Here is a 25,576-nt window from a genome sequence, read left to right as displayed (position 1 = left end):
ACTGCGCCGCCGGGGTATAACGGTATCCAAATTATATAAGCAGAACTGGAATACTGGCGTGACAGATGCCCCGAAATCGTCGCTGAACGAAGACTATAGCCCGGTGTTTCAGGATATTGCCCGGTTTCGTCAGTTGATTTTTGACAGCCTGTTGAAGCCCCATAACGTCACCATGTCACAAGGGTTTGTTCTGGTGCAGTTGTTCCGTGAAAACGGGCTGCGGCAGGCCGATATTGCCCAGCGGATGCAGGTGGCACCCGTCACCACCAGCAAGTTGATCGACAAGTTAGAGGCACAAGGCTACGTCGAACGCCGCTCTGATCCCGAAGATCGCCGCTCGAACCGGATTTGGGCCACGGACCGGGGGCTGGCGATTGTGAAAACCATGACCCGTACCGTCCGCGACATTGATCAGATCGCAAATGAAGGGCTGTCAGATGCCGAATTTGCCACCGTGATAAAGGCGCTGACCGTGATGCGTAAGAATTTGCAAAAGGCCGCCGCGCAGCGATAGCGGGCGGCCCGGTGGGTTAGTCGAACAGCGCCACCAATTGCTGTGCCGATGCCAGCAACCGCCCCGATTCATCCCGCAAATCCATGTCTTGCAGTGAATAGCCCTCGTCCGCCTGACGGCTGGAGGTCCGAATGCGCACCCAGCTATCGGGATCGGGGATATGGGCGAAATCAATGCCCCATGTGATTGTGCTGATCGGGGCGGGGGCGGTGAACCCTGTCATTGCCGCAGGTGGCAGCGCATCGGCCAGACAGGTCAGCGCCACATCCGGGGCCACGCCGTTACAATGAATCAACCGCGCCCAGACAGAAAATTCCGGGCGATCCGATCCTGAAATCAGCCTGTCCCCATCGGCCATGCGCATCTGAAAATTGCTCACAAATCCCGGTGCGTTTTTGCGGCGGGTGAAATCAGGGCAGCTTTCCGGTGCGGGCAATGTTGCGGGGGGCGGTAGGATCTGATGCTTTTGCTTGCTGTCGCGCGCCGCACCAAAGACAAAAATTGCCTGCGCCCCCAAGGCATCGTCGCTATAGCAGTCAACCCGCACAAAGCTGGCGCTGCGCCCGGCCCGGATCAGCTCAACCGCAAAGATCACGTCCTTGCTGACTGGGCGCATATAGGTCATCTGAAGCGACCGCAGCATTGGCAGGTCCGGCAGGCTGGCGCGTACCGCCGCCAGCGCCAGCGCTGCCGTAATCCCGCCAAAGGCCGTGCGCCCTTGCATCCAGCTTGCGGGGATATGAGCGGTCAACCGCCCCGGTTCGCCATCCATGTCGGCCACCAGATCGGCCAGTGTTTTTAATGTATCATCTGTCATTTTCGGTCCTCGTTCCCGGCAGGCATTGCAAGGCATTGTGACGCCCGCAGCAAGCGCAAACCGTATTGTGCGACGCAAGGTCAAAAGGCGATCTGTTCCGATTTGGGAACCATCATCCCTAATTGGGCTTTGAAAAATCAAATAATAACAATTTGGTAATTAAAGTTACCAGAAAGTAACAAAAATAAATTGACAAGAAGCCCAACCTGTCAAACCCTGTGTCTATCCCGTGGGCAGATGTTCGCACGGGCAGGGAGGATACACATGCCACGCTGGGCGAACGCGGTCCCCAACCGCGCCGAACAACAGGATTTGAAACGCAAGGCGATCATCCGCGAAGCTGCGCGCATCTTTTCGCGTCGGGGGTGTCACGGGGCGACGCTGGATGATGTGGCAGATCGGCTGGGTGTCACTAAGCCCGCCTTGTACCGCTACGTCCGCAACAAGCACGACCTGCTGTTTGCCTGCCACGAAGAAGCAATGGATATTGGTGACAAGGCGCTGGAGAGCGGTGCGGCCCAAGGTACGACCGGGCTGCAAAAGGTCCGCATTGCCATGACCGCCTACTTATCCGAAATGATCGGGGAACTGGGCGTGCCGGTTCTGATCCTCGAAGAAAACGCGCTGCAAGGGGTCGAGGCGGAAACGATCTATGCCCGCCGCGATGCGTTTGAAACCCGTTTGCGGGGGCTGGTCGAATTGGGGGTTCAGGATGGCTCGATCCTGCCGCTGAACCCGAAACTGGCGGTGTTCATGCTGCTGGGGTCGGTTCATTGGGTGACAAAATGGTACAAACCCGATGGCGCATGGAGCGCGGATGACGTGTCCGACGCGTTGATCGAACTGGCCACCCGCAGTCTGGCCGCCAACCCCGCGCATGAGCTGAGCGCTTCCATTCACATTGCCGCCCCCGTGCCGCTGAAACCCGGCCCGAACTAACGCCGCTGTCCAAAACCTGATCGCCAATCTCGGCCCGCTTTGGCAGGCCGCCAGCCCCGTTTTGCCCGAAAGGCCCGCCATGCCGCAGATACACAGCCAGATCGACCCGGCCACCCCTGATTTTCGCGCCCGCGCCGCCGCCTATGACGCGTTGTTGGCGCAACTGTCCGAAAGGCTGGACTGGGCGCAGGCCGGGGGTGGGCCGAAAATGGTGGATCGCCATCATGCCCGCAACAAAATCCTTGTCCGTGACCGGATCGAATTGCTGATTGATCCCGGCACCGCGTTTCTGGAACTGACCCCCTTGGCCGGTTGGGGGCTGTATGACGGCAAATTGCCTGCTGCGGGTCTGGTCACAGGGATCGGCACAGTGCGCGGCACCGCCTGCATGATCATTGCGAATGATGCCACGGTCAAAGGCGGGTCATTCTACCGGGAAACCGTGAAGAAACACATCCGGGCGCAGGAAATCGCGGCCCAAAACCGCCTGCCTGTGCTGTATCTGGTCGATTGCGGTGGGGCCAACCTGAACCAGATGGAAGAGGTGTTTTACGACGAAAACCAATTCGGCGGCACTTTTCATCGTCAATGCCAGATGTCTGCGCTGGGCATTCCGCAACTGGCCGTGGTGTTTGGGGAATGCACGGCGGGCGGGGCGTATATTCCGGCGCTTTGCGATGAATTCGTGATGGTCGACGGCGCGGCCTCGATCCACCTTGGGGGCCCGCCGATCGTGAAAGCGGCGATTTCTGAAATCGTGGATCGGCATGAACTGGGGGGCGCGGCGCTGCATACCCGGCAATCGGGCGTCAGCGATCACATCGCGCCGGATGAACCCGCCGCTTTGGGGCGGCTGCGTGATATGGTGGCGGCGCTGAACTACGCTCAGCCCTTTGCACCGGGTCGCCAGCCCGCCGCCGCGCCGCGCTATGATGCTGCTGATCTGCCCGGCATTGTCGGTACAGACCTGTCCCGCCCCTTTGACCAGAAAGAGGTAATCGCCCGTCTGGTCGACGCCAGTGATTACCACGAATTCAAACCCGATTGGGGGGATACGATCACCTGTGGCTTTGCCCATATCGAAGGGTTCCCAATTGGCATTCTGGCGAATAACGGCGTGCTGTTTTCGCAGGCCTGCCTGAAGGCCACCCATTTCATCGAACTGTGCGATCAGCGCGGCATTCCGTTGCTTTTCCTGCAAAACACCACCGGCTTCATGGTCGGGAAAGAGGCGGAGCTGGGCGGCATTTCCAAAGATTCCGCCAAGCTGGTCTATGCCATGTCGAACACCCGCGTGCCGCGCTACACCGTTATCACTGGCAGTTCCTATGGCGCGGGCAATTACGGTATGTCGGGGCGCGGGTTTCGTCCGCATTTCCTGTTCATGTGGCCGAATGCCAGATTGGGGGGCATGAACCCCGATGTCGGCAGTTCGGTTCTGATGGATTTGCGGCGCGCTTCGATTTCGCAAAACCCAGCGACGGAACAGGAACTGGCCGATCACGAAGCCAGCCTGCGCCGCATGTTCGAGGAAAAATCAGACCCCTATTTCTGCACCGCGCGGATTTTCGATGATGGGATCATCGACCCGCGCGATACCCGCCGCGTGCTGGGCCTGTGTTTGGCGGTGGGGGCCATGCGCCCCACGATCCGCCTGCAAAGCCCCGTTTACAGGATGTAAGCCATGTATGATTTCCTGACTGCCCCGCATCCGATCCGCACGGTTCTGATCGCCAATCGCGGTGAAGTTGCTTGTCGTGTTATTGCCACCTGTCGCCGTTTGGGGCTGCGCAGCGTTGCGGTCTGGTCCGATGCCGACCATGACGCGCCCCATGTCCGGCTGGCCGACCACGCCGTCCGGTTGGGTCCGGCCCCGGCGGTGGACAGCTACCTGAACATTTCCGCGCTGCTGGCGGCTGCGCATGCCTGTGGGGCCGATGCTATCCACCCCGGCTATGGTTTTCTGTCTGAAAATGCGGATTTCGTTCGTGCATGTATTGCTGAGGGGCTGATTTTTATCGGGCCGTCCCCTGATGCCGTGGCGGCTATGGGGTCCAAGATCGAAGCCCGCCGGATTGCCCGTGACAGCGGTGTACCTGTGGTGCCGGGGTTTGAAGCCCGTGATGCCTCAGACGTCGAATTGGCCGATGCTGCCGCACGCATCGGTTATCCGGTGATGGTCAAGGCCAGCGCGGGTGGTGGCGGTCGCGGAATGCGCCGGGTGGAACGCCCCGCAGACCTGCCCGCTGCCCTGTCCGCCGCACGGGCCGAGGCGGGCGCGGCCTTTGGTGACGCGACCCTGTTCATTGAAAAGCTGATCCAATCCCCCCGCCATCTGGAGGTGCAGGTTTTCGGTGATGGACAGGGCGGGGCGCTGCATTTTTATGAACGGGATTGTTCGGTGCAGCGCAATCACCAGAAACTGATCGAAGAAGCCCCAGCCCCCAACCTGTCCGCAGACACCCGGCAAACCTTGCTGGACGCGGCTTTGTCTCTGACCTGCGCCATTCGCTATGGCGGGGCGGGAACGGTGGAATTCATTCTGGGGCAGGGGGATAGCCAACCCTATTTTCTGGAAATGAACACCCGGCTTCAGGTTGAACATCCTGTGACCGAATTGATTTGCGGTGTCGATCTGGTGGAATTTCAACTGCGTCAGGCGGCGGGTCTGCCTTTGCCGCTGACGCAGGATCAAATCCGCCCCAAAGGTCACGCGATCGAGGTGCGTTTGAATGCCGACCGGCCCGAACAGGGTTTTCTGCCCGCCACTGGCCCCGTACTGGATGTCATCGCGCCGCCCGGTTTGCGGTTTGACAGGGGGATCGAGGCCGGAACTGTCGTGGGCAGCCATTACGATCCCATGCTGGCGAAACTGATCGCCCACGCCCCGGACCGCGATCAGGCCCGGCTGGCGCTGGCCGATGGGCTAAGCGGGCTGGCGCTGCCCGGTATCGCCACCAATCAGGCCTTTTTGCGCGATTGCCTGCTGGCCCCGGATTTTGCCGCCGGTCAGGCGACGACCGATTTCTTGACCCGCAGCTTCCCGAATGGTTGGCACCCTGATCCCGCCGCGCTGTTGTGGCTGCGCGGGCAAGCTGCGCTGGCCTGCATCGCGGCTAATCCCGGCTCCGCCTCGCCCCTGACCCGGACAGACGGGTTTCGCAGCGCCGGACGCCCGGCCCGGGTTCCCCTGCATCTACAGGACGATTACGGCGAAACCGATCTGACGCTGACATTGGGACCGGTGCCGCAAGTGACCTACAGCACCGGCACCGCCGACCTGACCGACCCGCCGCGTCACTGGCGGGATGGCGATACGCTGCACATTGCTGGGCGCGGCCTGACCCTTGCGGCCCATGTCACGCCGCTGGCGCAGGCCCGCATGACTCGCGCCCCCGACACCCCCGAAGGGCAGCTTACCGCCCCGCTGACGGGGCGCGTCACACAGGTGCATGTCGCGCCGGGCGATACCGTGGCGCAGGGCGATCCGCTGGTCGTGATGGAGGCGATGAAGCTGGTTCACACCCTGACTGCCCCGCATCCGGGCCGTGTGACCCGCGTGGCCTGCGCCCCCGGCGAAACCCTGCCTGCCAAAACCGTACTTGTGGATATTGATCCGCTTTCCTGACCCACCAACCCAAGGATACCGCCATGACTGCCCAAAGCTCTGGTTTCGACAAAGCCGCTGATAGCCCGCTTTTCTTCTCCGAAGAACACCGGATGTTGCGCGCCCAGATCCGCCGCTTTGTCGAAGAAGACATCAAACCCCACGCCGCCCAATGGGAACTGGACGGGGCCACGCCTCGGTCGCTGTTACGGCGCATGGGTGAATTGGGGTTCTTCGGCATTCGCTATCCTGAACTCTATGGCGGTAGCGCGATGGATGAACTGGCGACGGTCATCCTGTCCGAAGAACTGGGCCGCTGCACCTTTGCCGGGGTGGCAATCACGGCGCTGGTGCATACTGATATGGCTTCGGTCCATATTTTCAACGCGGGCAATGACGCGCAAAAGGCCCATTGGCTGCCCCGCGTGATCCGGGGCGAAGCGATCTGCGCGGTTGCCGTCACCGAACCCGGCGCGGGATCGGATGTCAAAGGTATCCGCAGCACCGCCCGCCGCGACGGTGACAGCTATGTGCTGAACGGTGCGAAAATGTTCATCACCAATGGCGTTCACGCCGATGTCTATTGCGTGGCGGCCAAAACCGATCCCACCGGCCCCGCCAGCCGCAGCGTGACCATGTTCATCGTCGAAAAGGGAACCCCCGGTTTCACCGTGTCCCGCGCCTTGGACAAACATGGCTGGCGCAGCTCGGACACGGCAGAATTGTCCTTTGTCGATTGCCGCATTCCGGCGGAAAACGTGCTGGGGCAGGAAGGTCACGGCTTTTATGAAATCATGAAGAATTTCCAGAATGAAAGGCTGGTGCTGGGTGCCATGTCGATGGGCGAGGCACAGGCCGCGCTGGAACTGACGCTGGATTACGTGCGCAGCCGCTCTGCTTTTGGGGCAACGCTATGGGACAAACAGGCGATCCGCCAACGTCTTGCCCTGCTGGCCAGCCGTGTCGAAGCTTGTCGCCAGATGGTCTATGTCACTGCGCTGCGCCTGAAAGCGGGCGAAGACATGGTGCGCGAAGTGTCGATGATCAAATCCCTGTGCGGCGAACTGGTGAATGAGGTCATGTATGATTGCCTGCAATTCCACGGTGGCATGGGCTTCATGCGTGAAAGCACCATCGAACGCATGGCCCGCGATGCGCGGGTGCAATCCATCGGTGGCGGCGCGACCGAGGTTATGCTGGAAGAGGTTGCCAAACGCATTTGACGGGGGCGGGTTAGCCCCAAACCGCCACGAAAACCGCCAGACAGGTGATTTCCGATATTTGCTGGGATGCCCCCAGAACATCGCCGGTCTGGCCGCCGATTTTCGCCCGCGCGATCAGCGCCAGCCCCGCAACCGCCCCAGCCGAAACCACTGCGGCCACAATCGCGGACCATCCGGCCATTGCCACGGCCAGCGCCAGTGCCTGTGCCACCGCTACGGCTGCAATTCGCGGGGCAGGGCGGCCTACGGATCGGCTTAGCCCGCCCGCCCGCGCATTGGGGAGGGCGGCCATCAGTACTGGCATCCCGGCGCGGGACAGCACCCCTACCGCCACTGCCGCCGTCAGGCCATGCCCGGCGGTAAACAGCGTGGTCAGTGCCCACCACCGCGCGGCAAAGCCCAAAATCAGCGCCATCGTGCCATAGCTGCCGATGCTGCTGTCCTTCATGATCTCTAGCCGCCGGTCCCTGTCCCAGCCGCCCCAGAACCCGTCCGCTACGTCGGCCAGCCCATCCTCGTGCATGGCACCGGACAGGATGACCGTAACGGCAATTGCCACGATCCCGGCCAGTCCTGCGCCAATTCCGGCCACGGCCCAGCCCGCCAGCCCCGAAATCAGCCCCAGCACCAGCCCGGCCAGCGGATAGGCCCAGGCGGCGGCTGCCCCACGGGCATAGGCCGCGTCTGGCAGACGCAGCGGCAAGCGTGTCAGCAGTGACAGCGCCACCGCAATATCACGGGGCTGAAATCCGCCTTGGTCGTTTTCCTGCATGGATGCGCCCCTTTGCTGCCTTGCCCCCCGTTACCATTGCGATAAACACCGGGGCAACACCAACAGGAAAGACTGCACCATGACCGCCTCTTTTGATACGCTTGCCGCCTTTCGTGCGGTGCTGGCTGATGCCCCCGCCGCCGATCTGACCGCCCGCGAACAGGCGCAGGCCCGCAACGGTCAACTGACCAAACCGCCGGGTGCCTTGGGTCGGTTAGAGGATCTGGCGATCTGGTACGCTGGCTGGCGCGGCACCCCGCGCCCGGCATTGGCATCCCCGCAAGTGCTGATTTTCGCGGGCAATCACGGGGTCACGGCGCAGGGCGTTTCCGCGTTTCCCGCCGAAGTCACGGAACAGATGGTGCTGAATTTCCAGCACGGCGGCGCGGCGATCAACCAACTGTCCACGGCGTTTGGGGCGCAGATGGCCGTCCACGCGATTGATCTGGACCGCCCGGCCGCGGATTTCACGCAATCCCCGGCGATGACCGAACAAGAGCTTGTTGCCGCCCTGCGTACCGGATGGGATGCGGTGGACCCGCAGGCGGATCTGCTGGTGACGGGGGAAATGGGGATCGGCAACACCACTTCTGCGGCGGCTATTGCGCTGGCCCTGTTCGGGGGCGACGCCGAAGACTGGACAGGCCGTGGCACCGGGGTGGACGATGCCGGATTGCTGAATAAAACCCGTGTCGTGCGCGAAGGCGAAGCCCTGCACGCTGCGGCCATCACCGATGGCATGGATGCGCTGCGCTGTCTGGGCGGGCGGGAACTGGCAGCTATGGCAGGGGCCATCGCGCGGGCGCGCAGTCTGCGCATTCCGGTGCTGTTGGATGGGTTTATCTGCTGCGCTGCTGCGGCCTGTCTGGCGAAAACCCAGACCGGGGCGCTGGATCATTGCGCCGCTGGTCACGTCAGCGCCGAAGCCGCCCATCCCCGTTTGCTGACGGCGCTGAACAAGCAACCGCTGCTGTCGCTGGGCCTGCGGCTGGGCGAAGGATCGGGCGCGGCGCTGGCGATTGGCGTGCTGAAAGGCGCGATTGCCTGCCATTCTGGCATGGCCACCTTTGCCGAAGCGGGCGTATCCGAAGCATAGGGGCGAAGGGGGCGTTGCCCCCCGGCCTGCGGCCTTCCCCCCAGAGTATTTTGGGCAAGATGAAAGCTCAGTCGTTTTCGGCCCGTGCGTCCAACTGGGTCTGAAGCGCAGCTTCCAGTTCTTTGTCCAATTCTAACGAGCGTTTTATATAGGCTTCGTTTTTCGAGGCCGGAATATTGGGGTTCCAAAGCTGTGCCAGATCGCGGATCGCTTCGCGGTCATGGAAGTAGAACACCTTTTCGGCCTCGGCGGCTTCGTATTCGCTGAGGCCTACATTCTCCAACACATAGCGCCCGGCGCGTAAGGAGCTGTCGAACATTTCGCGCACGATGTCATTGGCCCCGGCCTGATAGAGCTGGAACACATGGTTCCGGTCGCGGGCGCGGGCGACGATGTGCAGATCGGGCCGTTCGCGCCGGGCAAAAGTGACCAGACGGGTCGTTGCCTCGGGGCTGTCCAGCGCCACCACCAGCACGCGGGCTTCCTTTAGCCCGGCTGCGTGCAGCAATTCAGGGCGGGTGGGGTCGCCGAAAAAGCCCTTGAACCCAAAGCGCCGCATCAGTTGGATGGTTTCCATGTCATGATCCAGCACCACGGTCTTGAACCCGCTGGATTGTACCAGCCGGTTGACGATCTGGCCGAACCGCCCGATCCCGGCAATGATCACCGGGCCTTGGTCGTCGATTTCGTCGGCTTCGGCCCCATCGTTTTCTTCCTTCATGCGGCTGGACAGCCAATCATACAGGATGAACAAAAGCGGCGTGATCAACATCGACAGGGCCACCACCATCAGCAGCTTTTCCGGCAGGCTGCCGGTCAGCACATGGGTTTGTTTGGCAAAGGACAGCAGCACAAAGCCAAATTCCCCCGCTTGCGCCAGCGATAGCGTGAACAGCCAGCGATTGCGGCCTTTCAGTTTGAACAGCACGGCCAATCCAAACAGGATCACGCCCTTTAGCACGATCAGCGCGCCGGTCATTGCCAATAGCGGCAGGGGGTTGGCAAACAGCAGGTCGAAATTAATCCCCGCGCCCACGGTGATGAAAAACAGCCCCAATAGCAGCCCCTTGAAGGGCTGGATGTCGCTTTCCAGTTCGTGACGGAATTCGGTGTTGGCTAGTACCACGCCCGCCAGAAACGTTCCCAGCGCGGGCGACAGCCCCACTGCATACATCAGGAACGCGATACCCAGCACGATCAGCAGCGCCAGTGCGGTATACATTTCCCGCAACCGGGCATGGTGGATATAGCGAAATACCGGGCGCGTCAGGTAAATCCCCGCCAGAATGATCACCGCCACCGCGCCCAGCGTCACCAGCGTGACCCCCCACGCGGGTAGACCCGCCACCAGCGACAGGGTGGGTTCATGTCCGGCCTCCAGATCCTTGGCTCGCGCGATAGAGCCATCCTCGCGCAGGATCGCCGTTGGGGCCACGGCCAGTAGCGGCAGCAGTGCCAGCATCGGGATTACCGCGATATCCTGCGTCAGCAACACAGAAAAGGCCGATCTGCCGCCGCTGGTTTGCATCAGCCCCTTTTCCGATAGCGTTTGCAGCACGATCGCGGTTGATGACAGGGAAAAGATTAAGCCAATCGCCAGCGCCCGTGGCAGGGGTTGCCCCAGCGCCGTTGCGCCGCCCATCACCGCCAGCGTGGTCAGCACCACCTGCAAGCCGCCCAATCCGATCAGCCGATGCCGCATGTCCCACAGGGTTCGCGGCTCCAGTTCCAGCCCGATCAGGAACAGCATCATCACCACGCCAAATTCCGCGAAATGCTGCAAATCCGCAGTTTCGTTGCCGACCAGCCCAAAGATCGGGCCAATCACAATGCCCGCTGTCAGATAGCCCAGAACGGACCCCAGCCCCAAGCGCGCGGCCAGGGGAACAGCGATCACCGCCGCGGCCAGATAGATCGAGGCCTGAAACAGGAAGGATTGCATGACATCTCCGTTGAGTAATCGTTAACAGGGCAGGGGGGCGTCTTGTTTGAACTGGTCCATCACGATCTGGCTTTGGACACGCGCCACCGCAGGATGCGGCAACAGGATTTCATGGATCAGCCGGTTCAGGGCAGCCAGATCCTCGCAATAGACCCGCAGCAGGTAATCGGCCTCGCCGGTCAGGGTCCAGCCCGAAATCACCTCGGGGCGCAATTCGACCAGTCGGGCGAACTGTCGGGATTCTTCGGGGCCGTGGGTGGACATTTGCACTTGAACGAACGCCTGCACCGTCAGCCCCACTTTGCGCGGGTTCAGCCGCGCAGCATAGGACCGGATATATCCCTCGGTTTCCAACCGTTGCCGCCGCCGCCCCGCTTGGCTGGGGGACAGGTTCAGGCGCTCTCCCAGTTCTTGCGCTGTCAGGTGGGCGTTCTGTTGCAGTTCGGCCAGAAGCCGTTTGTCCGTATTGTCCAGCATTTGCGTGATTTCCGCGTTTTTTATCAATTTAGCGGAAAAACCCCGCGTCGCAACAGTGAAGGATGCAGTGACGCGTGCATCGTGTGGTGAGGCGCGAAAAACCGCCCCTTGTGCGTATGTGAGGGGCGCTGCCCGGTGATATGTCATAACATCAAACCGGGGAAGGTAAGCTATCTTGACATTTATTGCACTGCGTTTCAGGCTTTCACGGTGTTTGGTAACGATTTGATAGGGCGTGTTTCATGGCTAAAGAAAGCCGTTCATTCGCGGTGATTGGGCTTGGTGCGTTTGGCAGTGCTGTTGCAACAGAACTGGCGCGTTTCGGAAATCAGGTTATTGGGGTTGATAGTGACGAACGGCGTGTCGCGCAGATGGCGGCCACGTTATCTTCGGCTGTGATCCTTGATACGACCGATGAAATGGCACTGAAAGAGGCGGGTATTGATCAGTATGATATTGCGCTGATTGCCATAGGACGCGACATTCAGGCCAGCATCCTGACCACGATGAACCTGAAAATGCTGGGGATTGGGACGATTTGGGTCAAAGCGTCGAACAAGACCCACCACCGTATCCTGTCCAAGTTAGGGGCTGATCGGGTGATATTGCCGGAACAGGAAATGGGCCGACATATCGCGCAAATGCTGAATAATCCCGTGGTGCAGGATTATGTCAGTCTTGGCAATGGGTTCAGCGTGGTGAACATCGTTATTCCCGAACGGCTGACAGGGCGCGATTTGTCGTCGCTTGGGATCGGCACGGGGTATGATCTGCGGCTTCTGGGGGTGATGCGCGGCACCGAGTTCCGTTCGGCACATACGGCGAATTTGGTGCTGGAGGAGGACGACAAGCTAATTTTGCTTGGTAAACGCCCTGAACTGCGCCGCTTTGGCGATGCCATTTGAACGGGACATTCCAATGAAAGTGCTACTGCGCCGGGCGGCATCCGTTGTGTCGGGTATGCCGCCGCCTCTGATCTTGTCGATACTTTATGCCGTCTTGATCGTTCTGGGGGCGGCATTACTGATGTTGCCGTTTTCCCATACAGTTCCGATAAGCTGGTCCGACGCCATTTTCACCTCGACCTCTGCCGTCACTGTGACGGGGCTGGTTGTGCTGGATACCGGCGCAGACCTGACATGGTTCGGTCAGTTCGTGGTGGCCTTTCTGATCCAGATGGGTGGGCTTGGGTTGATGACCTTTGCTGTGCTTATCCTTGGCGCGCTTGGTTTGCCCGTCGGCATCACGGGCAAGCTTTATCTGCGCGAGGATCTGAACCAGAGTTCCGTTCACCAATTGTCAAAACTGGTCCTGACCATCCTGAAGGTTGTGGTGTTCTGCGAAGTCGCGGGGGCCATGCTGCTGACGTTGACGTTTGTGCCGCACTACGGGTTCTGGCAGGGCATCTGGGAGGCGCTGTTTCATTCGATATCGGCATTCAACAACGCAGGGTTTTCAACCTTTCCGAATGGGCTGGTCCCCTATGCGACCGATCCGGTGGTGAATGTGATCATCCCGGCGCTCTTTATCATTGGTGGGATTGGATATGTCGTGCTGCATGATATTTTCACCCAGAAAAGCTGGCGGGCGTGGTCTTTGCACACAAAGATCATGCTGCTTGGAACAGGGTTTTTGATACCGTGGTCTGTTGGCATGTTCGCCGTTCTGGAATGGAGCAACCCAGACACATTGGGGCAGTTCGACAGTATTTTTGCACGCCTGACGGTAAGCTGGTTCCAAGGTGTGACAACGCGAACCGCCGGATTTAACACGACCGACATCGGGGCGCTTCATGACAGCACGTCGATGATGTTCATTTCGCTTATGCTGATTGGGGGCGGTCCCACCTCGACGGCGGGCGGGATCAAGGTGACAACCTTTGTTGTTATGATCATTGCGACGGTGGCTTTTTTCCGCCGCCAGCAGCAGCTTCATGCGTTTGGGCGTAGCATTGCGCCAGATCAGGTGATGAAGGTCATGGCTCTGACTGCGATCAGCGTCATTCTGGTGTTTGTGGCTGTGTTCCTGCTGACGGCTTCGCATGATGGTCATTTTCTGGACATCAGTTTCGAGGTGGCCAGCGCCTTTGGGACCGTAGGTTTGTCACGCGGCTTGACCGCAGAACTGTCCGAATTCGGGCGAGCGGTGATTGTCTTTGTCATGTTCCTTGGCCGGGTGGGTCCACTGACGCTTGGGTTTTTCCTTGCCACGCATAGCGCCCCGCGTGTGCGCTACCCAGAGGGCAAGATTTATCTGGGGTAAGGGGCGGCTACGCCTGAAAATACACCTGATTGGCGAACGGATGAAAAAAATGCGGCAACCGGGAACCTTTTGCCCGGTTGGATGTTCAACTTAGACGAATGGCCGATCAAGTGAGCAACCGGGATGATGGCGCGGCGTATAGAAGAAGACGGCGATCCGCAAAAGGACGAGCTGCCCGAGCGCAGGAAAAGCGAAGGTGCAGGTCTTGGCCTGTGTCTGTTGCTGGCCGCCGCGTTCTGGGCCGTTGTTGGCTGGCTGGTTTGGGGTTAGCGTCCGATCACCAGATCCGCGCGCAATCCCCCCAATGCCTCGCTTTCGCCAAGGCGTAATACGCCACCATGCGCACGGGCGATGTCGGTTGCAATTGCCAGCCCTAAACCGACGCCGCTGCCCCGGTTCTGATTGCGGGCACCGTCCAGCCGGGTGAATGGTTTGATTGCCTGTTCGCGGCTTTCCGGGGGAATGCCGGGGCCGTTGTCTTCGACCCGGATACGCAGGGATTTATCGGTAAGCGCCACGGAAATCTGGACTGTTCCCCCATAACGCACACCGTTTTCAATCAGGTTGGCCACGGCCCGGCGGATCGCTACGGGGCGCAGGGTGACTGTGCCGCCGCCGGTGGTTTCGGTCAGGGTTACGTCTTGTCCGGCCCGGTGGGCGTCATCGACCAATGATCGAACAAGCGCGATGGGATCCGTGGGTTCCGGCTCGCCCTCGGCTGAACCACGAGAGAAAGACAGGAATTCGTCCAGCATTCGCTGCATATCATCCACATCACGCAGCAAATCCTCGGCTTCGGGGTCGTCGATCATCGACAGGCCCAGCCGTAGGCGGGTCAGCGGTGTGCGCAAGTCATGACTGACGCCGGATAACATCAGGGTGCGCTGTTCGATCTGGCGCTCGATCCGGGCGCGCATATCCAGAAACGCATTGCCCGCCGCCCGCACCTCGACCGCGCCCGAGGGTTTGTAGGGTAAATTTCGCCCCCGGCCAAAAGCTTCGGCAGCGGCGGCCAGACGGGTGATAGGGCGTAATTGGTTGCGCAAATAAATAAAGGCGATCAGCGTCATCAATCCGCCGAAAAACACCATATTCACAAAAAGCTGGTGCGGATTCGAGGCCGATACCCGGCGGCGATCCAGTTGCAGGGTCAGTATTCCTTGCGGAATGTCCAGAAACAGAAGCACATCATCGTTGTTAGGCAAAGAAACCGCCAGCAGTTCGGGCAGCATTTCCCGGAAATAGTATTGTACGATGATGCCCGACAGGTCGAACCAGCGGCGTTCGTCGGGTTGCACCCCAAGCTGCACACCGGGCGGATGGATCGGAATTTCCAGCGGATCAGCGAAATGGGCAAGCGCGGCCGGAATCTGATCCGCAGGTATGTCCGGGGGAATGGCATCCAGCAACAGGCGCACTTCTCTTGTGGCGGTCTGGGTCATCTGCCGGGTGACGCCTTCGAAATGGCGCTGGATAAAGACGATCGAAATCACCAGTTGCAGCGTGACAACCGGCAGGATCAGGATCAGCGCCGCGCGTGTATAAAGGCCACGGGGCAAATAGCGTTTGAGCCAGTGAAAGAACATGGGTTAAACCTAGCGGGCGAGTGAGGGAAGAGGAATACAAGATGTTACCGCCAGACGATTTCAACCCGGAACCGGGTGTGGCACTGGAACTGGAACCGGGTTTGCGCCGTGTGCTGGCCCCGAATCCATCGCCAATGACGTATCGCGGCACCAATACATATCTTTTAGGGGAACGCGATCTGGCCGTTATCGACCCAGGCCCGGACGATCCTGTCCATCTGCGGGCGATTCTGGACGCGGTGAAGCCGGGGCAGCGGATTTCCCATATTATCGTTACCCATGCACATCTGGATCATTCCCCGTTGGCGCGGGCCTTGTCGGCGCGGGTTGGGGCGCCGGTGTATGCCTATGGGGATTTTCGTGCGGGACGCTCTGCCGTGATGGAACAATTGGCCACCGAAGGGCTGGCAGGTGGCGGCGAAGGCGTCGATGCGCAGTTCGTACCGGATGTCGAGGTCGCGGATGGTGCCGATATTGCGGGTGATGGTTGGCAATTGCGTGCGCTCTGGACGCCGGGGCATTTCGGCAATCACCTGAGCTTCCAGTGGAACGACGTGATTTTTACCGGCGATCTGGTCATGAGCTGGGCCAGTTCGCTGGTGTCGCCGCCGGATGGTGATTTGACCGATTTCATGCGCTCTTGTGAAATGTTGCAGGCTCTTCCCGCCCGTCGCTATCATTCCGGCCACGGCGCCCCGGTGGAAAACCCCAACGAACGGGTCGAGTGGCTGTTGTCGCATCGGCGGGGCCGGGAAGCGGCGATCTTGCAGGCTTTGGAGGGGCAGGCGGCCACAGCACAAGAACTGGCGCAGACGATTTATACGGATACCCCCGCGGCCCTGATTCCCGCAGCGACGCGAAACGTTTTTGCACATCTGGTTGATTTGGTGGGAAAAAACCAAGTTACCCCAGAGGGGCGCTTGTCCGCATCTGCACGGTTTTCCCTGCGATAATGCAGATTTCGGTGGTGGCGGAATTTTTTTCAAAAATCTCAAAAAAGGCTCTGGACGTCGGAAAATCCCATAGCTATACACCGCCCCATGTTCCGGCGTAGCTCAGCGGTAGAGCAGTTGACTGTTAATCAATTGGTCGTAGGTTCGATCCCTACCGCCGGAGCCATAAAACCCCAAGAAAGCAACAACTTAGCTTAAACCGCGCCAAGCGGTCTTGGCGGGTTTTTGGCGCTTGTCATTGATTTGTCACCGACCAAAATTTTTTTGTCACGACTCACAGAATCACGCCGCTTCCGGCCCGGCCTCGGCATCCTACGGAATTGCTGCATCGAGAATCGCTTTCTCACGGAGCTTGGTTCCAGCCCGGCCATGCTGCAAACCAGAGCGAAGTCGTCGCTGTGTAACCAGTCCGGGTCTTTGCCATTGGCCACGTCATGCAAGCCGATCGTCAGAACCGCTTGCCAGAGAAGAACATCACCGCCCATTGTCGTCTCCCGATATAGAAAAGGGCGGTCAGCATCCCGCTGAACCGCCCCCAAGGTGCGATGTCACCCAAACCCTGTAGCTGGGCCATCGCTGCCGGGGTTTTGTAGGAGGCGCGGCACTCCCGGCTTATCCGCAAACCGCGCCGCCCGTCTGATAAGGCGGCGCGGCTATTCATCAAGCGGGCTCGGAACCCAAGACCAGCGCCTTGACCGCTTCCGGGTTCGTCAACGCTCCACCCACGCGCTTGGCGCTGTAGAATTTGACGTTGCCCGGTGATGTGTACGGATCACGGATCACCTGCATCCCCAAGCGGTCCACAACGGTATAGGCTTCACCGAAGTTTCCGAAGAACATGCCAACAGTGTCAGCCGCCGGTGCATCCATGTCCTCGGCCAGAACCACCGGATAGCCCATCAGCCGATCGGGCACGCCCTCGGACAGCGACGGCTGGAAATAGAACCGGCCTTGGCTGTCTTTCAGGTCTCGGATGAAATTGCGAACCGCGCGCGGCATCATCCAAATTGCGCCGGGCAGGTATTCCGCTTTGAGGCTGTCCACCACGTCGCCGATCGCCTCGATTGGCGATGATCCCAACGTGCCATCCGCACCGCTATAGATCGCGCCGATCTCATAGGCACTCGGGTCTGCGCCCCATGTGAACGACGCATCTGCAACCGTGCCATAGGTGAGCAAGCCTGTCGGCTCCCCGCTGCCACTGCCACCGAAGAACGCGGCATTTTCCTGCCGTGCAAACCGCGCGGCAATCTTCTGCATCAACCATCCCTCGACATCAAACGCGCTATCTTCGAGAAGGTGCGTCGTGACCGCCGGATAGGCGTAATGCTCAAAGACGCTGATCGGGTGCCGGGACATGAAAGATGTGTCCGTTGCGCTGCGGGTGCCAGTCTCCGCAACCCAAGCCGATGTCGGCTCCCCACGATCGACCAGAACATCCAGCGTGTTGGATGTCGTCGTCATCACGTTCGCGGCCTGTCGCACCGGGCTTGTTTCACGAACCAAACGGAAAATCCGATCCGACCAGTCGCCACGAACAACCACGTCCTGCCCGTCTGCGCTGATCGACATCGCCTTGCCTTCCAGCGCGGTGACATCGCCCTTGCGCAACCACGCGTCCAACATCGGGTCTGCGGCCTTGTCACCACCACCGAAGGCGGGTCGGTTCGCTGCGGCCTCGATCTTTGCAATTCGCCGCTCCAGCGCCGCGCTGCTTTGCTTTGCATGGTCGCCAATCTGGCCAACCATTGTCTTGATCTCTGAAAGATCACTCATCGCTTTTTCCTTTCGCGATATGGGTTCCAGTCCATTTCGCGTCCGTGACCCTCTCGGTCAGCAACCGCTGGAACACCACCGCCAACATCCCGTTGGTCAATGCTGCACCATCCCTCGCGATGCCCACCCCATTGGGTGCCAATGCGAGTATCCGTAATCCAATACGCCGAACACTTGATCCGATCGTTTCTTTGCCAATTGTGCCACCACGCCCGCCACGGCATTGGCGCGGTCGTCGTGCGCGCCGGGTGCATGGTCGATGATGTCCCGGCCACCGCGTGTTGTCCTGCGTTCCAGCGCCACCAACTGCCGTTCCAGCACGTCGCAAGCTGGCAACTCCACCACGCCCGAATTCAGCGCCGGTGCGAAACTGGCATAGAGTTCGGAGCGGGTGCCGGGTGCCGGTTCATAGGTGATCCCATGCCGGGAAAACTCAGTCGGAACCCACGCGCCTGCATATCTGTCGCCAGCAACCCGAAAGATGCCGTAAGACTTTAACGTCTTGGCGTAGTCGGCCGTTATAGCGGCAGGATTGCCCTTGCGGCCATGCACAAGGTCCACCACCAGGCGGTCGCCCTCGCGGTGACCAATTGCAAGCGTGTATTCATCTTTGCCGCCTCCGCCCGGATCAACAAAAGCAGTGTAAATGATGCCCTCCTGCCGTGGCAGTTCCAGAGGCTTTGACCGCTGCGCGGCCTGCACCTGATCCTGCGCAATGAATTGCTCAACATCGCTGCGAAACTGTGCCAGATATTCCGCCGATGCCCGCGCCGCATCATCGCGCAAGAGCGAATTAGTCGCTTGCGTCCACCGGCCTGCGTCAAACGCCCCGATCCTGCCTTCTGCAAGTTCGCGCTCTTGCTGGGCAATCCAGTGTTCAATCCAAAGCGCACGCTCGACCAGTGACCGCTGCGAGTATGACAGCCGATCGACACCGCCAAGGTCATCGGTCATCGACTGCCACCGTGCGCGCATCTCGACGGCTATGGCGGTGCGACCGTCCAGACGTTCAAGATACCCGGCTGCAAACCGATCGGGAATGTCGCGATATTTTGGGTGTATCTCTGGCATAATTCAGTGACAATTCGAGTGACAAGCGGTGATCGCAAGGTCAAAACTCAATACTAAACAGTCACCTAAACGCCTTATGCAATTGATATGTTATCACTTGTTCTCAATTTTGCAAGCGAAAGCCCCAACTTTGCAAACCGCCGATCGGGTAGGCCGCTGCAAAACCGTGCTTGCTTTGGCAATTTCCCTCATGCCAGAGTTCAATATCTATAGTTATGGAGGCTTACTTGCTTGAAACTGTCGCACTCTGCGTTGTGCTATTCGACTTTAGCGGGCTTTGGATCAGTTACTTGCCCGACACGATGAAAAGCGAAGTCGAACAAGAGATAGGGTTTGATCCTTGGGGTACAGCAATATCAGACGGCATGAAGACCACGCTCGGCATTGCTGCTGAAGGCGACAGCATGTCTGCATGGAAAGCACTTCACGCTGCAGAGAAGACTTATGACCAACTTACCGAACAAGAAATTGTAACGGAAACTCTTGCCTGCGCTAACCGTTATGCCTTTCTTACATCCAAGAGCGATTAACAAACAAACCGTGACCGACCAGCGTGTCCCGCTTGTCCCGTCAAAACTCACTCCAAAACCCTCAGTCGGGGCGGGACACGGGACATGCCTTAGGCATTTGTCCCGTTTGTCCCGGCTCATTCCGCTTCTGCACAGGGACATTTTTCATTTTGTCCCGCTGTGTCCCGGCTGTCCCGCTCCAGTATTATGGCCCCCTGTATGCCTGCATCGTTTGTGAAATAGATGTCATCATTCACAACCATTTGCCCGGCCTCGACCAGATCGCGCCTGACCCGTTGGAAAGCCTTTTTCTTGGCATCGGCGCTGTCGCCGGTGTGTTTGGCATAGAACGCATCTCGCCACGCATCGACGTGAACGCCACGAAAAGCACCATCCTCCCAAGACCCCCGCGCTACTGCTGCGGTGATGTATGTGTCCTGTCCAAGCCGTTGCGCCGGTGTCAGCTTGTGTTGCCTCTCCGGCGCTTCTGTAGCCTCCAGAACGGCGCTTTTGGCGTCGCCAAGATCAACCTGCTCAAATTGGAAATAGACACGGGGTCCACCCGGCCCGTGCTACGTCCAGCCGCCAATTTGTGATTGCCCGCCGGGTCCACCAGCGTGATCGCATCCGCAAAGGCAGAGCGCAGCAAGAGCGACGGCACCGTGCGCACCTGCCCCTCGAACACCGCCCGCCGGGTCCGCTCTATGTCCTCAGAGCCGTCTTTCCATCCGAACCCGCGCCAGATGAACGGCACCCGATCAAGGCCCGCGTCTCGCAGTGCCTCAAGAAATTCAGCATGGCGGAACCTGTCACCCGCGATTGCCGCCGGGGCCTGCCCGTTCAACCGCTCAACAACGCTGGCAAGGAAACGGCCCACGGGCACGGTCGTATCGCCCATCGTCACCAGTTCGCCCCGGTCGGACATTTCGACATAGCGATGCGACACGCCGTCAGCTTGGCCACGATCCGCAAGGCCCGGATTGCAGGGGAAAGCCCCGACACATTCCAAGCGGCCCGTGTCTGGCCAGTAGAGCGCCGCCGCAGACATTGACCGGGACCCGCCCAGATCAACCCCCAGGACAACCGGTCCCTCACGCGGGGGCAGATCATCGGGGGCCACCTCGCAGGCCAACCATTCGTCAACCGTCAGCAACACCGAACGATTGTCGGACGCCACCCGCTCATTCCTGTTGAGGTTGCGGAAACTGGACAGGGCAGAGCCGCCCCGCGCAATCGCCCGCCGCGCTTGGGCAGTAAGCCATTCCGCAGATGGGCCGATGCCCTCAGCCGCGCCCGGATTGGCCACCAGCAGGCTTGCCAGATCGTCAGGCGGCAAGCCGGGGTCCGGGCGATGTTCCTGCACATAGGTGCCGGGGGGCGGCTCATCCAACCACCGGCTAAACGTGTTCGCATCATCCGGTGCGCTCGTGCTGATAATCAGGGCGCGGCCATCGCGCTTGCCCAGACCGGACAGGATAGCATTTTCCAACGCATCGCCCTTTTCACGTTCCCATGCGGCCCGCTCATCAAGGATTGCCAGCGTGGGGGCACCGCCAAGGATTGACTTGCCATCCGCCGCGATAACGCGCGCCAGCCCGCCGCCGTTCTCAGCGGTTTCCACTTCCAGCTTGGAGCCGCGCCGGATCGTGAATTGCTCTTGCTCATCCTCTGGCAACCCCTCGATGAACCCCAAGAGGAACCCGAAAGCCGTCTTGGCTTGGTCACGGTTGCGCGCCGCGAAGATGATTTCGCGTTTCGGCTGGGGCGCAATCTCACCCATGAGGTGCCCAAGAGCGATGCCCGCGCTCAAAGCTGTTTTCGCCGCGCCTCTGCCCACACTGAGGCAACCCGTCTCGATACCCTTGGCGAACGCACCCCGCACAAAGTCTTTCTGATAGGACGCCAGCCGCAACCGCTTGCCCGCAAGACGGCCCTCAGGGACCACCAGCTTGGGAAGGAAACGCAAGGCCGCCGATGCCTCTTTCGATGCCCTAGCCATCAGCATTCCCCCCGGATTTTTTCGGGAGAGAGAAAGCAAGACCCCGCACCGCGCCCGCACCGAGCCCGCATCGTGACCGCATTGGGACCACATTGGCGACCACACTTGGCACCCACTTGCACCCACTGGGTCCCACTGGGGGTAATTGGGAATTGGGACAGGCAGGCGGGGGCAACCTGCATCACCACCACCGCGCTAAGGTGTAGTGCATCACCACCACCCACCGCCCCCGTAGGGGGTGGTGGTGGTGCAGCACCTTTAATGACCGCGTTTGCATCACCCTGCATCACCCCTGTTTTCAGGGTGGTGATGCACATCATTCCGTTGCCCATTCACCCACCTCCAAACATGGCCGCTCGATACGGTTTGCATCCTTGTGTTTGACCTTCACCAGCGCACCGGATTTCAGCCATGTTTCGATGATCCTCTTGAGGCGCTTCTTGTCTGAGGTCGCATCCATCCCCAGCACATCCGCCACAATGCAGCCCGCCCAATCGTCGCCAGCTTGAGCGGCCCTGGCCTGCCATTCGAGACCACTACAGCGAAGGACTGTACCGACATCGTCCAGCTCAGCGAACAAGGCGACGCCTTCTTTCTGCACGATGCCTATTCGGGGTTCCACAGCTCAATTACGTTGACCGACGACTATATCGGCAATCAAAGTACGGCACGTTTTGCAAATATCGAAGAAATTCGAGGCATGGGCGGAAACGATATCATCGACCTGACCAGTCCTGATTACAGCCTTGCGGGCATGGGTCTGTATATCGACGGCGGTGCAGGAAATGATGTGATCTGGGGATCCGACGCCAACGAGAGTATTTCTGGCGGGAACGGTGATGACACCATTTTTGGCGGTATGGGGACTGATGTGTTAACAGGTGGCGCGGGTGCGGATGTGTTCGAGTTCACGCGAACTTCAACGAACACATCGGTCACGGATTTCGAAATCTCTGAGGGCGATACGCTTCGTTTCTACAATGCTGGCGGCGCAGTGTTCGATTCATCAAGCGTTGTGCTAACAGATCAAGGTATTCTGATCACTTTCACCGATACCGCATTGGGTTCATCGCATGAGATATCCATTGATCTGGCGTCAAGCGCAGCCGGATTTACGACGACGCTGCCGGAAATTCTGGGTGCGTTGGAAATCCTGTGATGTGTCGGGCGTTCATCACGTAAAGCGCCTGATCAGAAATTGTGACGCGGTTCTGGACGGGGGCGATCCAAAAAGACCGTTTTTGCCTGCAAGCCGAAAGCCGACATTGGGGCGCTCACAGCGAAAGGGCGCTTTGTTCCGTCGATCAGCTGTTTGTATCGCTTCGCTGCGAATTTCTGCTCTCTGCGCTCCCTGTCGACGCCGTGTCTGATGCTGCGTCGCGTTTCGATGTCCAAATGGGGCTGTCTCTAGGCGTTTGCCATGCCACTGATACCTGACATTGACGCGTTCGTGGGAAGGGCCGCCATCGTGGAATACGACGGTGGCCTTTCTCGTTCCAGGGCCGAGGACGTTGCTGCCCGAGCGCAGGGGGGGCGGGATGCAGCCCATTACTGGCAGGTGTTGGCCGACTATGTGGTGACCGGAAAGCTGGGGGACCATGACTGACTATCTGGACATCTATCCTCTGGTTCACCGTAGCGGGGGCTGGGTTCTGCCGTGGGGTGAGGTTGCCACCTCTGCTGTGCTGGCGGGGCTGTTTGGGGCGGACTGTTCGGTCGTGTGCCTTGGGCCGGACGGGGGCAGCTTTGCCTATGATGTGGCCGAGGACGAAACCGAAGTGATCCGTGTCGACTATGGCCCGTGGCTGCCGCTACCCAACGCTGACCTGTCCGGCTGGCGGGCTGAGGCGTTGGTCTTGGTGCTGGATGCTATCGACCGCATATGAAACGTTCCTCGGCGGCTACGGCTGCCGGGGGCAACCCGCTTTGCTATTTTTTGTCGAGCAGGGCAAAACAGAAAGAGGAGGAACAGGAATGAAGCTACGAACAGTGGTGTTTGCGGTCGTACTGGCGGGGTCAGTTACCATGAATGTTGCCACGGTAGCATTCAGTTCGGTCGCCATGTTGGTTTCCGGGGCCTTTGAGGTGGTGACGGGCGCTGCTTCGGTGCTGGGGGCGAGGGATCGGAAGATTAACAACCTGAGTGACGATCTGGTCCGCAAGGAGGCCGAGGTCGTGTCGCTGACGGATGAGGTGGCCACCCTCAGAACCCCCAAATCCGTTACCTATCGGGGCCAGAAACGGCTGTTGGCGGAAGCTGTAGAGGATACCGCCGCCCGTGTATCTCGCCGCACTGCTGCCGGTGCTCCCAGAAACGCCGGATCGGTGGTGGCGGAAGCTATCCCCGTGGCGGGGGTGGCTGTGGTGCTGGGCGTCACTGCTTGGGACCTGAAGGACGCTTGCGATACGATGACGGACCTGCATGAACTGGAGCTGGCGTTTAACCCTTCTGTCTCTCCTGACCCGGAGGCATCCGAAGTGTGCGGGCTGACGGTTCCCACCAAGGATGAGGTTTGGACCACGGTGAAGGCATCGCCCGGTGTCGCTTGGGAGGTTGCCGCGTCTTACCTTCCCGATCTACCAGAGTTCACCGTTCCCAAGATCGACTGGAGCCCTTGGAATTGACATCTTTGGCCCGGTGGTCCTATGCCCCTGCGAGACAACCGCTTGGGCAGTTCGCTTCGCGCAGATGACGGAGTAAAACCCGATCCCGATACAACGCCTTGCCGATTGGCAGGCATTTGCGTCGGTTGGTTGATGCGGGCGTGCTGGTTCCTACAAAGAAGGCTAAAATGTACTGAGTATCTTAATGCAGCCTGTCATTCGCCAGTTCCAGAAAATCATCTACGAAACGGGCCAGAAGATCGGGACGTGAAGATGTGCCAGACTTTTTATAAATCGAAGTCAAATGCGATTTTATAGTCCCTTCCCGGCAATCGCGGACCTGTGCAATATCTGAAATACGTAGGCCCTTGATTGTTAACAGGGCCACTTCGGTTTCTGCGGGCGATAAATCCCATTCCTGAAATCGCTGACCAACCAGACCTGAAAATTCGTTCCGAACCCCTTCCAGCCGCAGTTTGGCGCGTTGTAGTGCATCGCGGTAAAACAGGATTTGGCGCATCGACTGCACGAAAATGAAGTATAGCAAAGCTGTTGCAATCAGTTCGGCAACCAGCAGAACAGGCCCGTGTTCATTGTCAGAGGAACGACCCGTTAAAGCCGCGTAAATTTCCGACGATACATCAATCGTCAGAACAACCCCGCAGATCAGGTGCGCCAAGGCCAGAAAGATCGCACCCCCCAAATCCGAGAGTGACAGAGCTGTTTTCGGTGTGTGACGTGTTAAAATTGTATCCATAAGCGTTCAGACTTTCGTCTAGTTCCCTTCGACTTTGATCTTATTCAACCGATAAGCCCCACCCTTCCGCGACTCTGGCGTTTTCAGGACGCCGCCATCACGACAATGTGAAAACGAGGAAAATGCGCACACCGCGCAACACGCCCCGATGTTATCGGAGAAGGAGGACGCACGTCATGACCAAGATCAAAAAGGCAGTTGCAATATTGGCAGCCGTTTCGCTTGGCGCAATCTCAACGGCAGCTTTTGCTGATCCCGATCAGGGGTCAATCGCACGCGGCGGCAAACTGTATGACAAGTGGTACAAGGTTATCAAAGCCGACACCCCCACGGAAACGCATCCGCTTTATCCCTCCAGCAACGAAAAATATGCCAAGCAGCCCAATAACAACTGGCGTTGCAAGGAATGTCACGGCTGGGACGGACGCGGGGTCGATGGGGCTTATAAATCGGGTAGCCACGCCACCGGCATCAAAGGGGTGAACGGTATGGCCCAACAGCAGCTGGACTGCCCGAAGGTTGCCCGTTTTCTTGTAGATCTGGGTCACCTTCGTTCGCCTCATAGAATGCGTACCGTAAGCTCAACGACATCGACCCGCAGGCATGGCTCGGCGACGCCATCGCACGCATCTCCGACATGCCGGTCTCACGCCTGCCTGAGTTGTTGCCATG

At 59.5% G+C, this 25,576-nt stretch carries 26 protein-coding genes, 1 tRNA gene and 2 pseudogenes; 17 read left to right on the top strand and 12 right to left on the bottom strand.

All coding sequences use genetic code 11. The features are described from left to right. Window positions 1-58 precede the first annotated feature (58 nt). Window positions 59-514, top strand: a complete 456-nt coding sequence (locus tag FN828_RS18070; RefSeq protein WP_142494772.1) for a MarR family winged helix-turn-helix transcriptional regulator — start codon at window positions 59-61, stop codon at window positions 512-514. A gap of 16 nt (window positions 515-530) precedes the next feature. Here FN828_RS18070 and FN828_RS18065 read toward each other — a convergent pair whose 3' ends face one another. Beyond that, complete coding sequence (locus FN828_RS18065) at window positions 531-1,331, bottom strand: thioesterase family protein (RefSeq protein ID WP_185959086.1); 801 nt, start codon at window positions 1,329-1,331, stop codon at window positions 531-533. Window positions 1,332-1,595: 264 nt separating this feature from the next. Here FN828_RS18065 and FN828_RS18060 point away from each other — a divergent pair, with 264 nt between their 5' ends. From FN828_RS18060 to FN828_RS18045, 4 genes are all read left to right on the top strand, one after another. Further along, window positions 1,596-2,270 carry a TetR/AcrR family transcriptional regulator gene (locus FN828_RS18060; protein WP_185959085.1) on the top strand — a complete coding sequence of 225 codons (675 nt, stop codon included), beginning with the start codon at window positions 1,596-1,598 and terminating at the stop codon, window positions 2,268-2,270. Between the two features lie 79 nt (window positions 2,271-2,349). Next, entirely contained in the window at window positions 2,350-3,951 is a 1,602-nt protein-coding gene (locus FN828_RS18055) for an acyl-CoA carboxylase subunit beta (RefSeq protein ID WP_142494769.1), read from the top strand. A 3-nt stretch (window positions 3,952-3,954) separates the two neighbouring features. Further along, entirely contained in the window at window positions 3,955-5,898 is a 1,944-nt protein-coding gene (locus FN828_RS18050; RefSeq protein ID WP_142494768.1) for an acetyl/propionyl/methylcrotonyl-CoA carboxylase subunit alpha, read from the top strand. 23 nt (window positions 5,899-5,921) lie between these two features. Next, window positions 5,922-7,100, top strand: coding sequence for an acyl-CoA dehydrogenase family protein (locus FN828_RS18045; protein WP_142494767.1), 1,179 nt, complete (start codon window positions 5,922-5,924; stop codon window positions 7,098-7,100). Between the two features lie 10 nt (window positions 7,101-7,110). Here FN828_RS18045 and cobS read toward each other — a convergent pair whose 3' ends face one another. Then, complete coding sequence (cobS, locus tag FN828_RS18040; protein WP_142494766.1) at window positions 7,111-7,872, bottom strand: adenosylcobinamide-GDP ribazoletransferase; 762 nt, start codon at window positions 7,870-7,872, stop codon at window positions 7,111-7,113. A gap of 79 nt (window positions 7,873-7,951) precedes the next feature. Between cobS and cobT the strand changes: the two genes are divergently transcribed. After that, complete coding sequence (cobT, locus tag FN828_RS18035; protein WP_142494765.1) at window positions 7,952-8,968, top strand: nicotinate-nucleotide--dimethylbenzimidazole phosphoribosyltransferase; 1,017 nt, start codon at window positions 7,952-7,954, stop codon at window positions 8,966-8,968. A 67-nt stretch (window positions 8,969-9,035) separates the two neighbouring features. On the opposite strand, the gene FN828_RS18030 is transcribed toward cobT, so the two are convergent. Together FN828_RS18030 and FN828_RS18025 are read right to left on the bottom strand one after the other, a co-directional pair. Beyond that, window positions 9,036-10,910, bottom strand: a complete 1,875-nt coding sequence (locus FN828_RS18030) for a monovalent cation:proton antiporter-2 (CPA2) family protein (protein WP_142494764.1) — start codon at window positions 10,908-10,910, stop codon at window positions 9,036-9,038. A gap of 21 nt (window positions 10,911-10,931) precedes the next feature. Next, entirely contained in the window at window positions 10,932-11,387 is a 456-nt protein-coding gene (locus tag FN828_RS18025; protein WP_142494763.1) for an Lrp/AsnC family transcriptional regulator, read from the bottom strand. 242 nt (window positions 11,388-11,629) lie between these two features. Between FN828_RS18025 and FN828_RS18020 the strand changes: the two genes are divergently transcribed. The 3 genes from FN828_RS18020 (at window position 11,630) to FN828_RS20675 (ending at window position 13,919) form a co-directional block, all read left to right on the top strand. After that, complete coding sequence (locus FN828_RS18020; RefSeq protein ID WP_142494762.1) at window positions 11,630-12,292, top strand: potassium channel family protein; 663 nt, start codon at window positions 11,630-11,632, stop codon at window positions 12,290-12,292. A gap of 13 nt (window positions 12,293-12,305) precedes the next feature. Beyond that, complete coding sequence (locus FN828_RS18015) at window positions 12,306-13,649, top strand: TrkH family potassium uptake protein (RefSeq protein ID WP_235891526.1); 1,344 nt, start codon at window positions 12,306-12,308, stop codon at window positions 13,647-13,649. 126 nt (window positions 13,650-13,775) lie between these two features. Continuing rightward, complete coding sequence (locus FN828_RS20675) at window positions 13,776-13,919, top strand: hypothetical protein (RefSeq protein ID WP_185959084.1); 144 nt, start codon at window positions 13,776-13,778, stop codon at window positions 13,917-13,919. Here the strand turns inward: FN828_RS20675 and FN828_RS18010 are convergent. After that, a complete protein-coding gene (locus tag FN828_RS18010; RefSeq protein WP_142494761.1) occupies window positions 13,916-15,235 on the bottom strand; it encodes an ATP-binding protein in 1,320 nt (439 codons plus the stop codon). The two genes, FN828_RS20675 and FN828_RS18010, sit on opposite strands and share 4 nt — an antisense overlap. Window positions 15,236-15,276: 41 nt before the next feature. Between FN828_RS18010 and FN828_RS18005 the strand changes: the two genes are divergently transcribed. Together FN828_RS18005 and FN828_RS18000 are read left to right on the top strand one after the other, a co-directional pair. Further along, the gene (locus FN828_RS18005) at window positions 15,277-16,188 is read left to right on the top strand and encodes an MBL fold metallo-hydrolase (protein ID WP_142494760.1); all 912 of its coding nucleotides are present in this window, start codon (window positions 15,277-15,279) and stop codon (window positions 16,186-16,188) included. A gap of 91 nt (window positions 16,189-16,279) precedes the next feature. Beyond that, window positions 16,280-16,354 (top strand) — tRNA-Asn (locus FN828_RS18000). Between the two features lie 28 nt (window positions 16,355-16,382). Here FN828_RS18000 and FN828_RS17995 read toward each other — a convergent pair. The 3 genes from FN828_RS17995 to FN828_RS17985 all read right to left on the bottom strand — a co-directional run bounded on the left by FN828_RS17995 (window position 16,383) and on the right by FN828_RS17985 (window position 18,918). Beyond that, entirely contained in the window at window positions 16,383-16,673 is a 291-nt protein-coding gene (locus tag FN828_RS17995; RefSeq protein ID WP_142494759.1) for a hypothetical protein, read from the bottom strand. 175 nt (window positions 16,674-16,848) lie between these two features. Then, window positions 16,849-17,964 carry a phage major capsid protein gene (locus tag FN828_RS17990; protein ID WP_142494758.1) on the bottom strand — a complete coding sequence of 372 codons (1,116 nt, stop codon included), beginning with the start codon at window positions 17,962-17,964 and terminating at the stop codon, window positions 16,849-16,851. A 96-nt stretch (window positions 17,965-18,060) separates the two neighbouring features. Then, a complete protein-coding gene (locus FN828_RS17985) occupies window positions 18,061-18,918 on the bottom strand; it encodes a hypothetical protein (protein WP_142494757.1) in 858 nt (285 codons plus the stop codon). Between the two features lie 344 nt (window positions 18,919-19,262). Here FN828_RS17985 and FN828_RS17980 point away from each other — a divergent pair, with 344 nt between their 5' ends. Beyond that, on the top strand, window positions 19,263-19,565 hold the full coding sequence (locus FN828_RS17980; RefSeq protein WP_142494756.1) for a hypothetical protein: 303 nt from the start codon (window positions 19,263-19,265) through the stop codon (window positions 19,563-19,565). Between the two features lie 439 nt (window positions 19,566-20,004). On the opposite strand, the gene FN828_RS17975 is transcribed toward FN828_RS17980, so the two are convergent. Both FN828_RS17975 and FN828_RS17970 read right to left on the bottom strand, forming a co-directional pair. Next, entirely contained in the window at window positions 20,005-21,543 is a 1,539-nt protein-coding gene (locus tag FN828_RS17975; protein ID WP_185959083.1) for a terminase large subunit domain-containing protein, read from the bottom strand. Window positions 21,544-21,859: 316 nt separating this feature from the next. Next, complete coding sequence (locus tag FN828_RS17970; RefSeq protein ID WP_235891525.1) at window positions 21,860-22,144, bottom strand: hypothetical protein; 285 nt, start codon at window positions 22,142-22,144, stop codon at window positions 21,860-21,862. Window positions 22,145-22,177: 33 nt separating this feature from the next. On the opposite strand from FN828_RS17970, the gene FN828_RS17965 reads away from it, so the two are divergent. The 4 genes from FN828_RS17965 (at window position 22,178) to FN828_RS17950 (ending at window position 24,168) form a co-directional block, all read left to right on the top strand. Next, window positions 22,178-22,702 (top strand): calcium-binding protein, encoded by a 525-nt coding sequence (locus FN828_RS17965; RefSeq protein WP_235891524.1) that lies wholly within the window; start codon window positions 22,178-22,180, stop codon window positions 22,700-22,702. A gap of 261 nt (window positions 22,703-22,963) precedes the next feature. Beyond that, the gene (locus tag FN828_RS17960) at window positions 22,964-23,149 is read left to right on the top strand and encodes a hypothetical protein (RefSeq protein ID WP_142494754.1); all 186 of its coding nucleotides are present in this window, start codon (window positions 22,964-22,966) and stop codon (window positions 23,147-23,149) included. Then, the gene (locus FN828_RS17955) at window positions 23,142-23,429 is read left to right on the top strand and encodes a hypothetical protein (protein WP_142494753.1); all 288 of its coding nucleotides are present in this window, start codon (window positions 23,142-23,144) and stop codon (window positions 23,427-23,429) included. Before FN828_RS17960 ends, FN828_RS17955 begins: the two co-directional genes overlap by 8 nt. Before the next feature lie 88 nt (window positions 23,430-23,517). Continuing rightward, complete coding sequence (locus FN828_RS17950; protein WP_142494752.1) at window positions 23,518-24,168, top strand: hypothetical protein; 651 nt, start codon at window positions 23,518-23,520, stop codon at window positions 24,166-24,168. Between the two features lie 181 nt (window positions 24,169-24,349). Here FN828_RS17950 and FN828_RS17945 read toward each other — a convergent pair whose 3' ends face one another. Both FN828_RS17945 and FN828_RS20920 read right to left on the bottom strand, forming a co-directional pair. Further along, window positions 24,350-24,904 carry a helix-turn-helix transcriptional regulator gene (locus FN828_RS17945; RefSeq protein ID WP_142494751.1) on the bottom strand — a complete coding sequence of 185 codons (555 nt, stop codon included), beginning with the start codon at window positions 24,902-24,904 and terminating at the stop codon, window positions 24,350-24,352. Window positions 24,905-25,389: 485 nt separating this feature from the next. Beyond that, a pseudogene (locus FN828_RS20920) lies at window positions 25,390-25,485 on the bottom strand (integrase); the annotation flags it as partial. Between FN828_RS20920 and FN828_RS17935 the strand changes: the two are divergent. Continuing rightward, window positions 25,482-25,576 (top strand): annotated as a pseudogene (locus FN828_RS17935) (transposase domain-containing protein); the annotation flags it as partial. The pseudogenes FN828_RS20920 and FN828_RS17935 sit on opposite strands and share 4 nt — an antisense overlap.

The sequence above is a fragment of the Thalassovita litoralis genome (assembly GCF_900182725.1).
Classification (GTDB): domain Bacteria; phylum Pseudomonadota; class Alphaproteobacteria; order Rhodobacterales; family Rhodobacteraceae; genus Thalassobius; species Thalassobius litoralis.
The sequence above is the reverse complement of the archived record's forward strand: the minus strand, read 5'-3'. Positions and strand labels throughout refer to the sequence as shown.

Excerpts from the sequence above, each read along its gene's own strand:
- cobT (WP_142494765.1), top strand. The coding sequence starts at position 7,952 with ATGACCGCCTCTTTTGATACGCTTGCCGCCTTTCGTGCGGTGCTGGCT.
- FN828_RS18065 (WP_185959086.1), bottom strand. The coding sequence starts at position 1,331 with ATGACAGATGATACATTAAAAACACTGGCCGATCTGGTGGCCGACATG.
- FN828_RS17945 (WP_142494751.1), bottom strand. The coding sequence starts at position 24,904 with ATGGATACAATTTTAACACGTCACACACCGAAAACAGCTCTGTCACTC.
- FN828_RS17985 (WP_142494757.1), bottom strand. The coding sequence starts at position 18,918 with ATGACCGATGACCTTGGCGGTGTCGATCGGCTGTCATACTCGCAGCGG.
- FN828_RS18020 (WP_142494762.1), top strand. The coding sequence starts at position 11,630 with ATGGCTAAAGAAAGCCGTTCATTCGCGGTGATTGGGCTTGGTGCGTTT.
- FN828_RS17995 (WP_142494759.1), bottom strand. The coding sequence starts at position 16,673 with ATGGGCGGTGATGTTCTTCTCTGGCAAGCGGTTCTGACGATCGGCTTG.
- FN828_RS18005 (WP_142494760.1), top strand. The coding sequence starts at position 15,277 with ATGTTACCGCCAGACGATTTCAACCCGGAACCGGGTGTGGCACTGGAA.
- FN828_RS18025 (WP_142494763.1), bottom strand. The coding sequence starts at position 11,387 with ATGCTGGACAATACGGACAAACGGCTTCTGGCCGAACTGCAACAGAAC.
- FN828_RS18045 (WP_142494767.1), top strand. The coding sequence starts at position 5,922 with ATGACTGCCCAAAGCTCTGGTTTCGACAAAGCCGCTGATAGCCCGCTT.
- cobS (WP_142494766.1), bottom strand. The coding sequence starts at position 7,872 with ATGCAGGAAAACGACCAAGGCGGATTTCAGCCCCGTGATATTGCGGTG.
- FN828_RS18010 (WP_142494761.1), bottom strand. The coding sequence starts at position 15,235 with ATGTTCTTTCACTGGCTCAAACGCTATTTGCCCCGTGGCCTTTATACA.
- FN828_RS18030 (WP_142494764.1), bottom strand. The coding sequence starts at position 10,910 with ATGCAATCCTTCCTGTTTCAGGCCTCGATCTATCTGGCCGCGGCGGTG.
- FN828_RS18050 (WP_142494768.1), top strand. The coding sequence starts at position 3,955 with ATGTATGATTTCCTGACTGCCCCGCATCCGATCCGCACGGTTCTGATC.
- FN828_RS18060 (WP_185959085.1), top strand. The coding sequence starts at position 1,596 with ATGCCACGCTGGGCGAACGCGGTCCCCAACCGCGCCGAACAACAGGAT.
- FN828_RS17975 (WP_185959083.1), bottom strand. The coding sequence starts at position 21,543 with ATGGCTAGGGCATCGAAAGAGGCATCGGCGGCCTTGCGTTTCCTTCCC.
- FN828_RS20675 (WP_185959084.1), top strand. The coding sequence starts at position 13,776 with ATGGCGCGGCGTATAGAAGAAGACGGCGATCCGCAAAAGGACGAGCTG.
- FN828_RS18015 (WP_235891526.1), top strand. The coding sequence starts at position 12,306 with ATGAAAGTGCTACTGCGCCGGGCGGCATCCGTTGTGTCGGGTATGCCG.
- FN828_RS18055 (WP_142494769.1), top strand. The coding sequence starts at position 2,350 with ATGCCGCAGATACACAGCCAGATCGACCCGGCCACCCCTGATTTTCGC.
- FN828_RS17960 (WP_142494754.1), top strand. The coding sequence starts at position 22,964 with ATGCCACTGATACCTGACATTGACGCGTTCGTGGGAAGGGCCGCCATC.
- FN828_RS17990 (WP_142494758.1), bottom strand. The coding sequence starts at position 17,964 with ATGAGTGATCTTTCAGAGATCAAGACAATGGTTGGCCAGATTGGCGAC.
- FN828_RS17955 (WP_142494753.1), top strand. The coding sequence starts at position 23,142 with ATGACTGACTATCTGGACATCTATCCTCTGGTTCACCGTAGCGGGGGC.
- FN828_RS17950 (WP_142494752.1), top strand. The coding sequence starts at position 23,518 with ATGAAGCTACGAACAGTGGTGTTTGCGGTCGTACTGGCGGGGTCAGTT.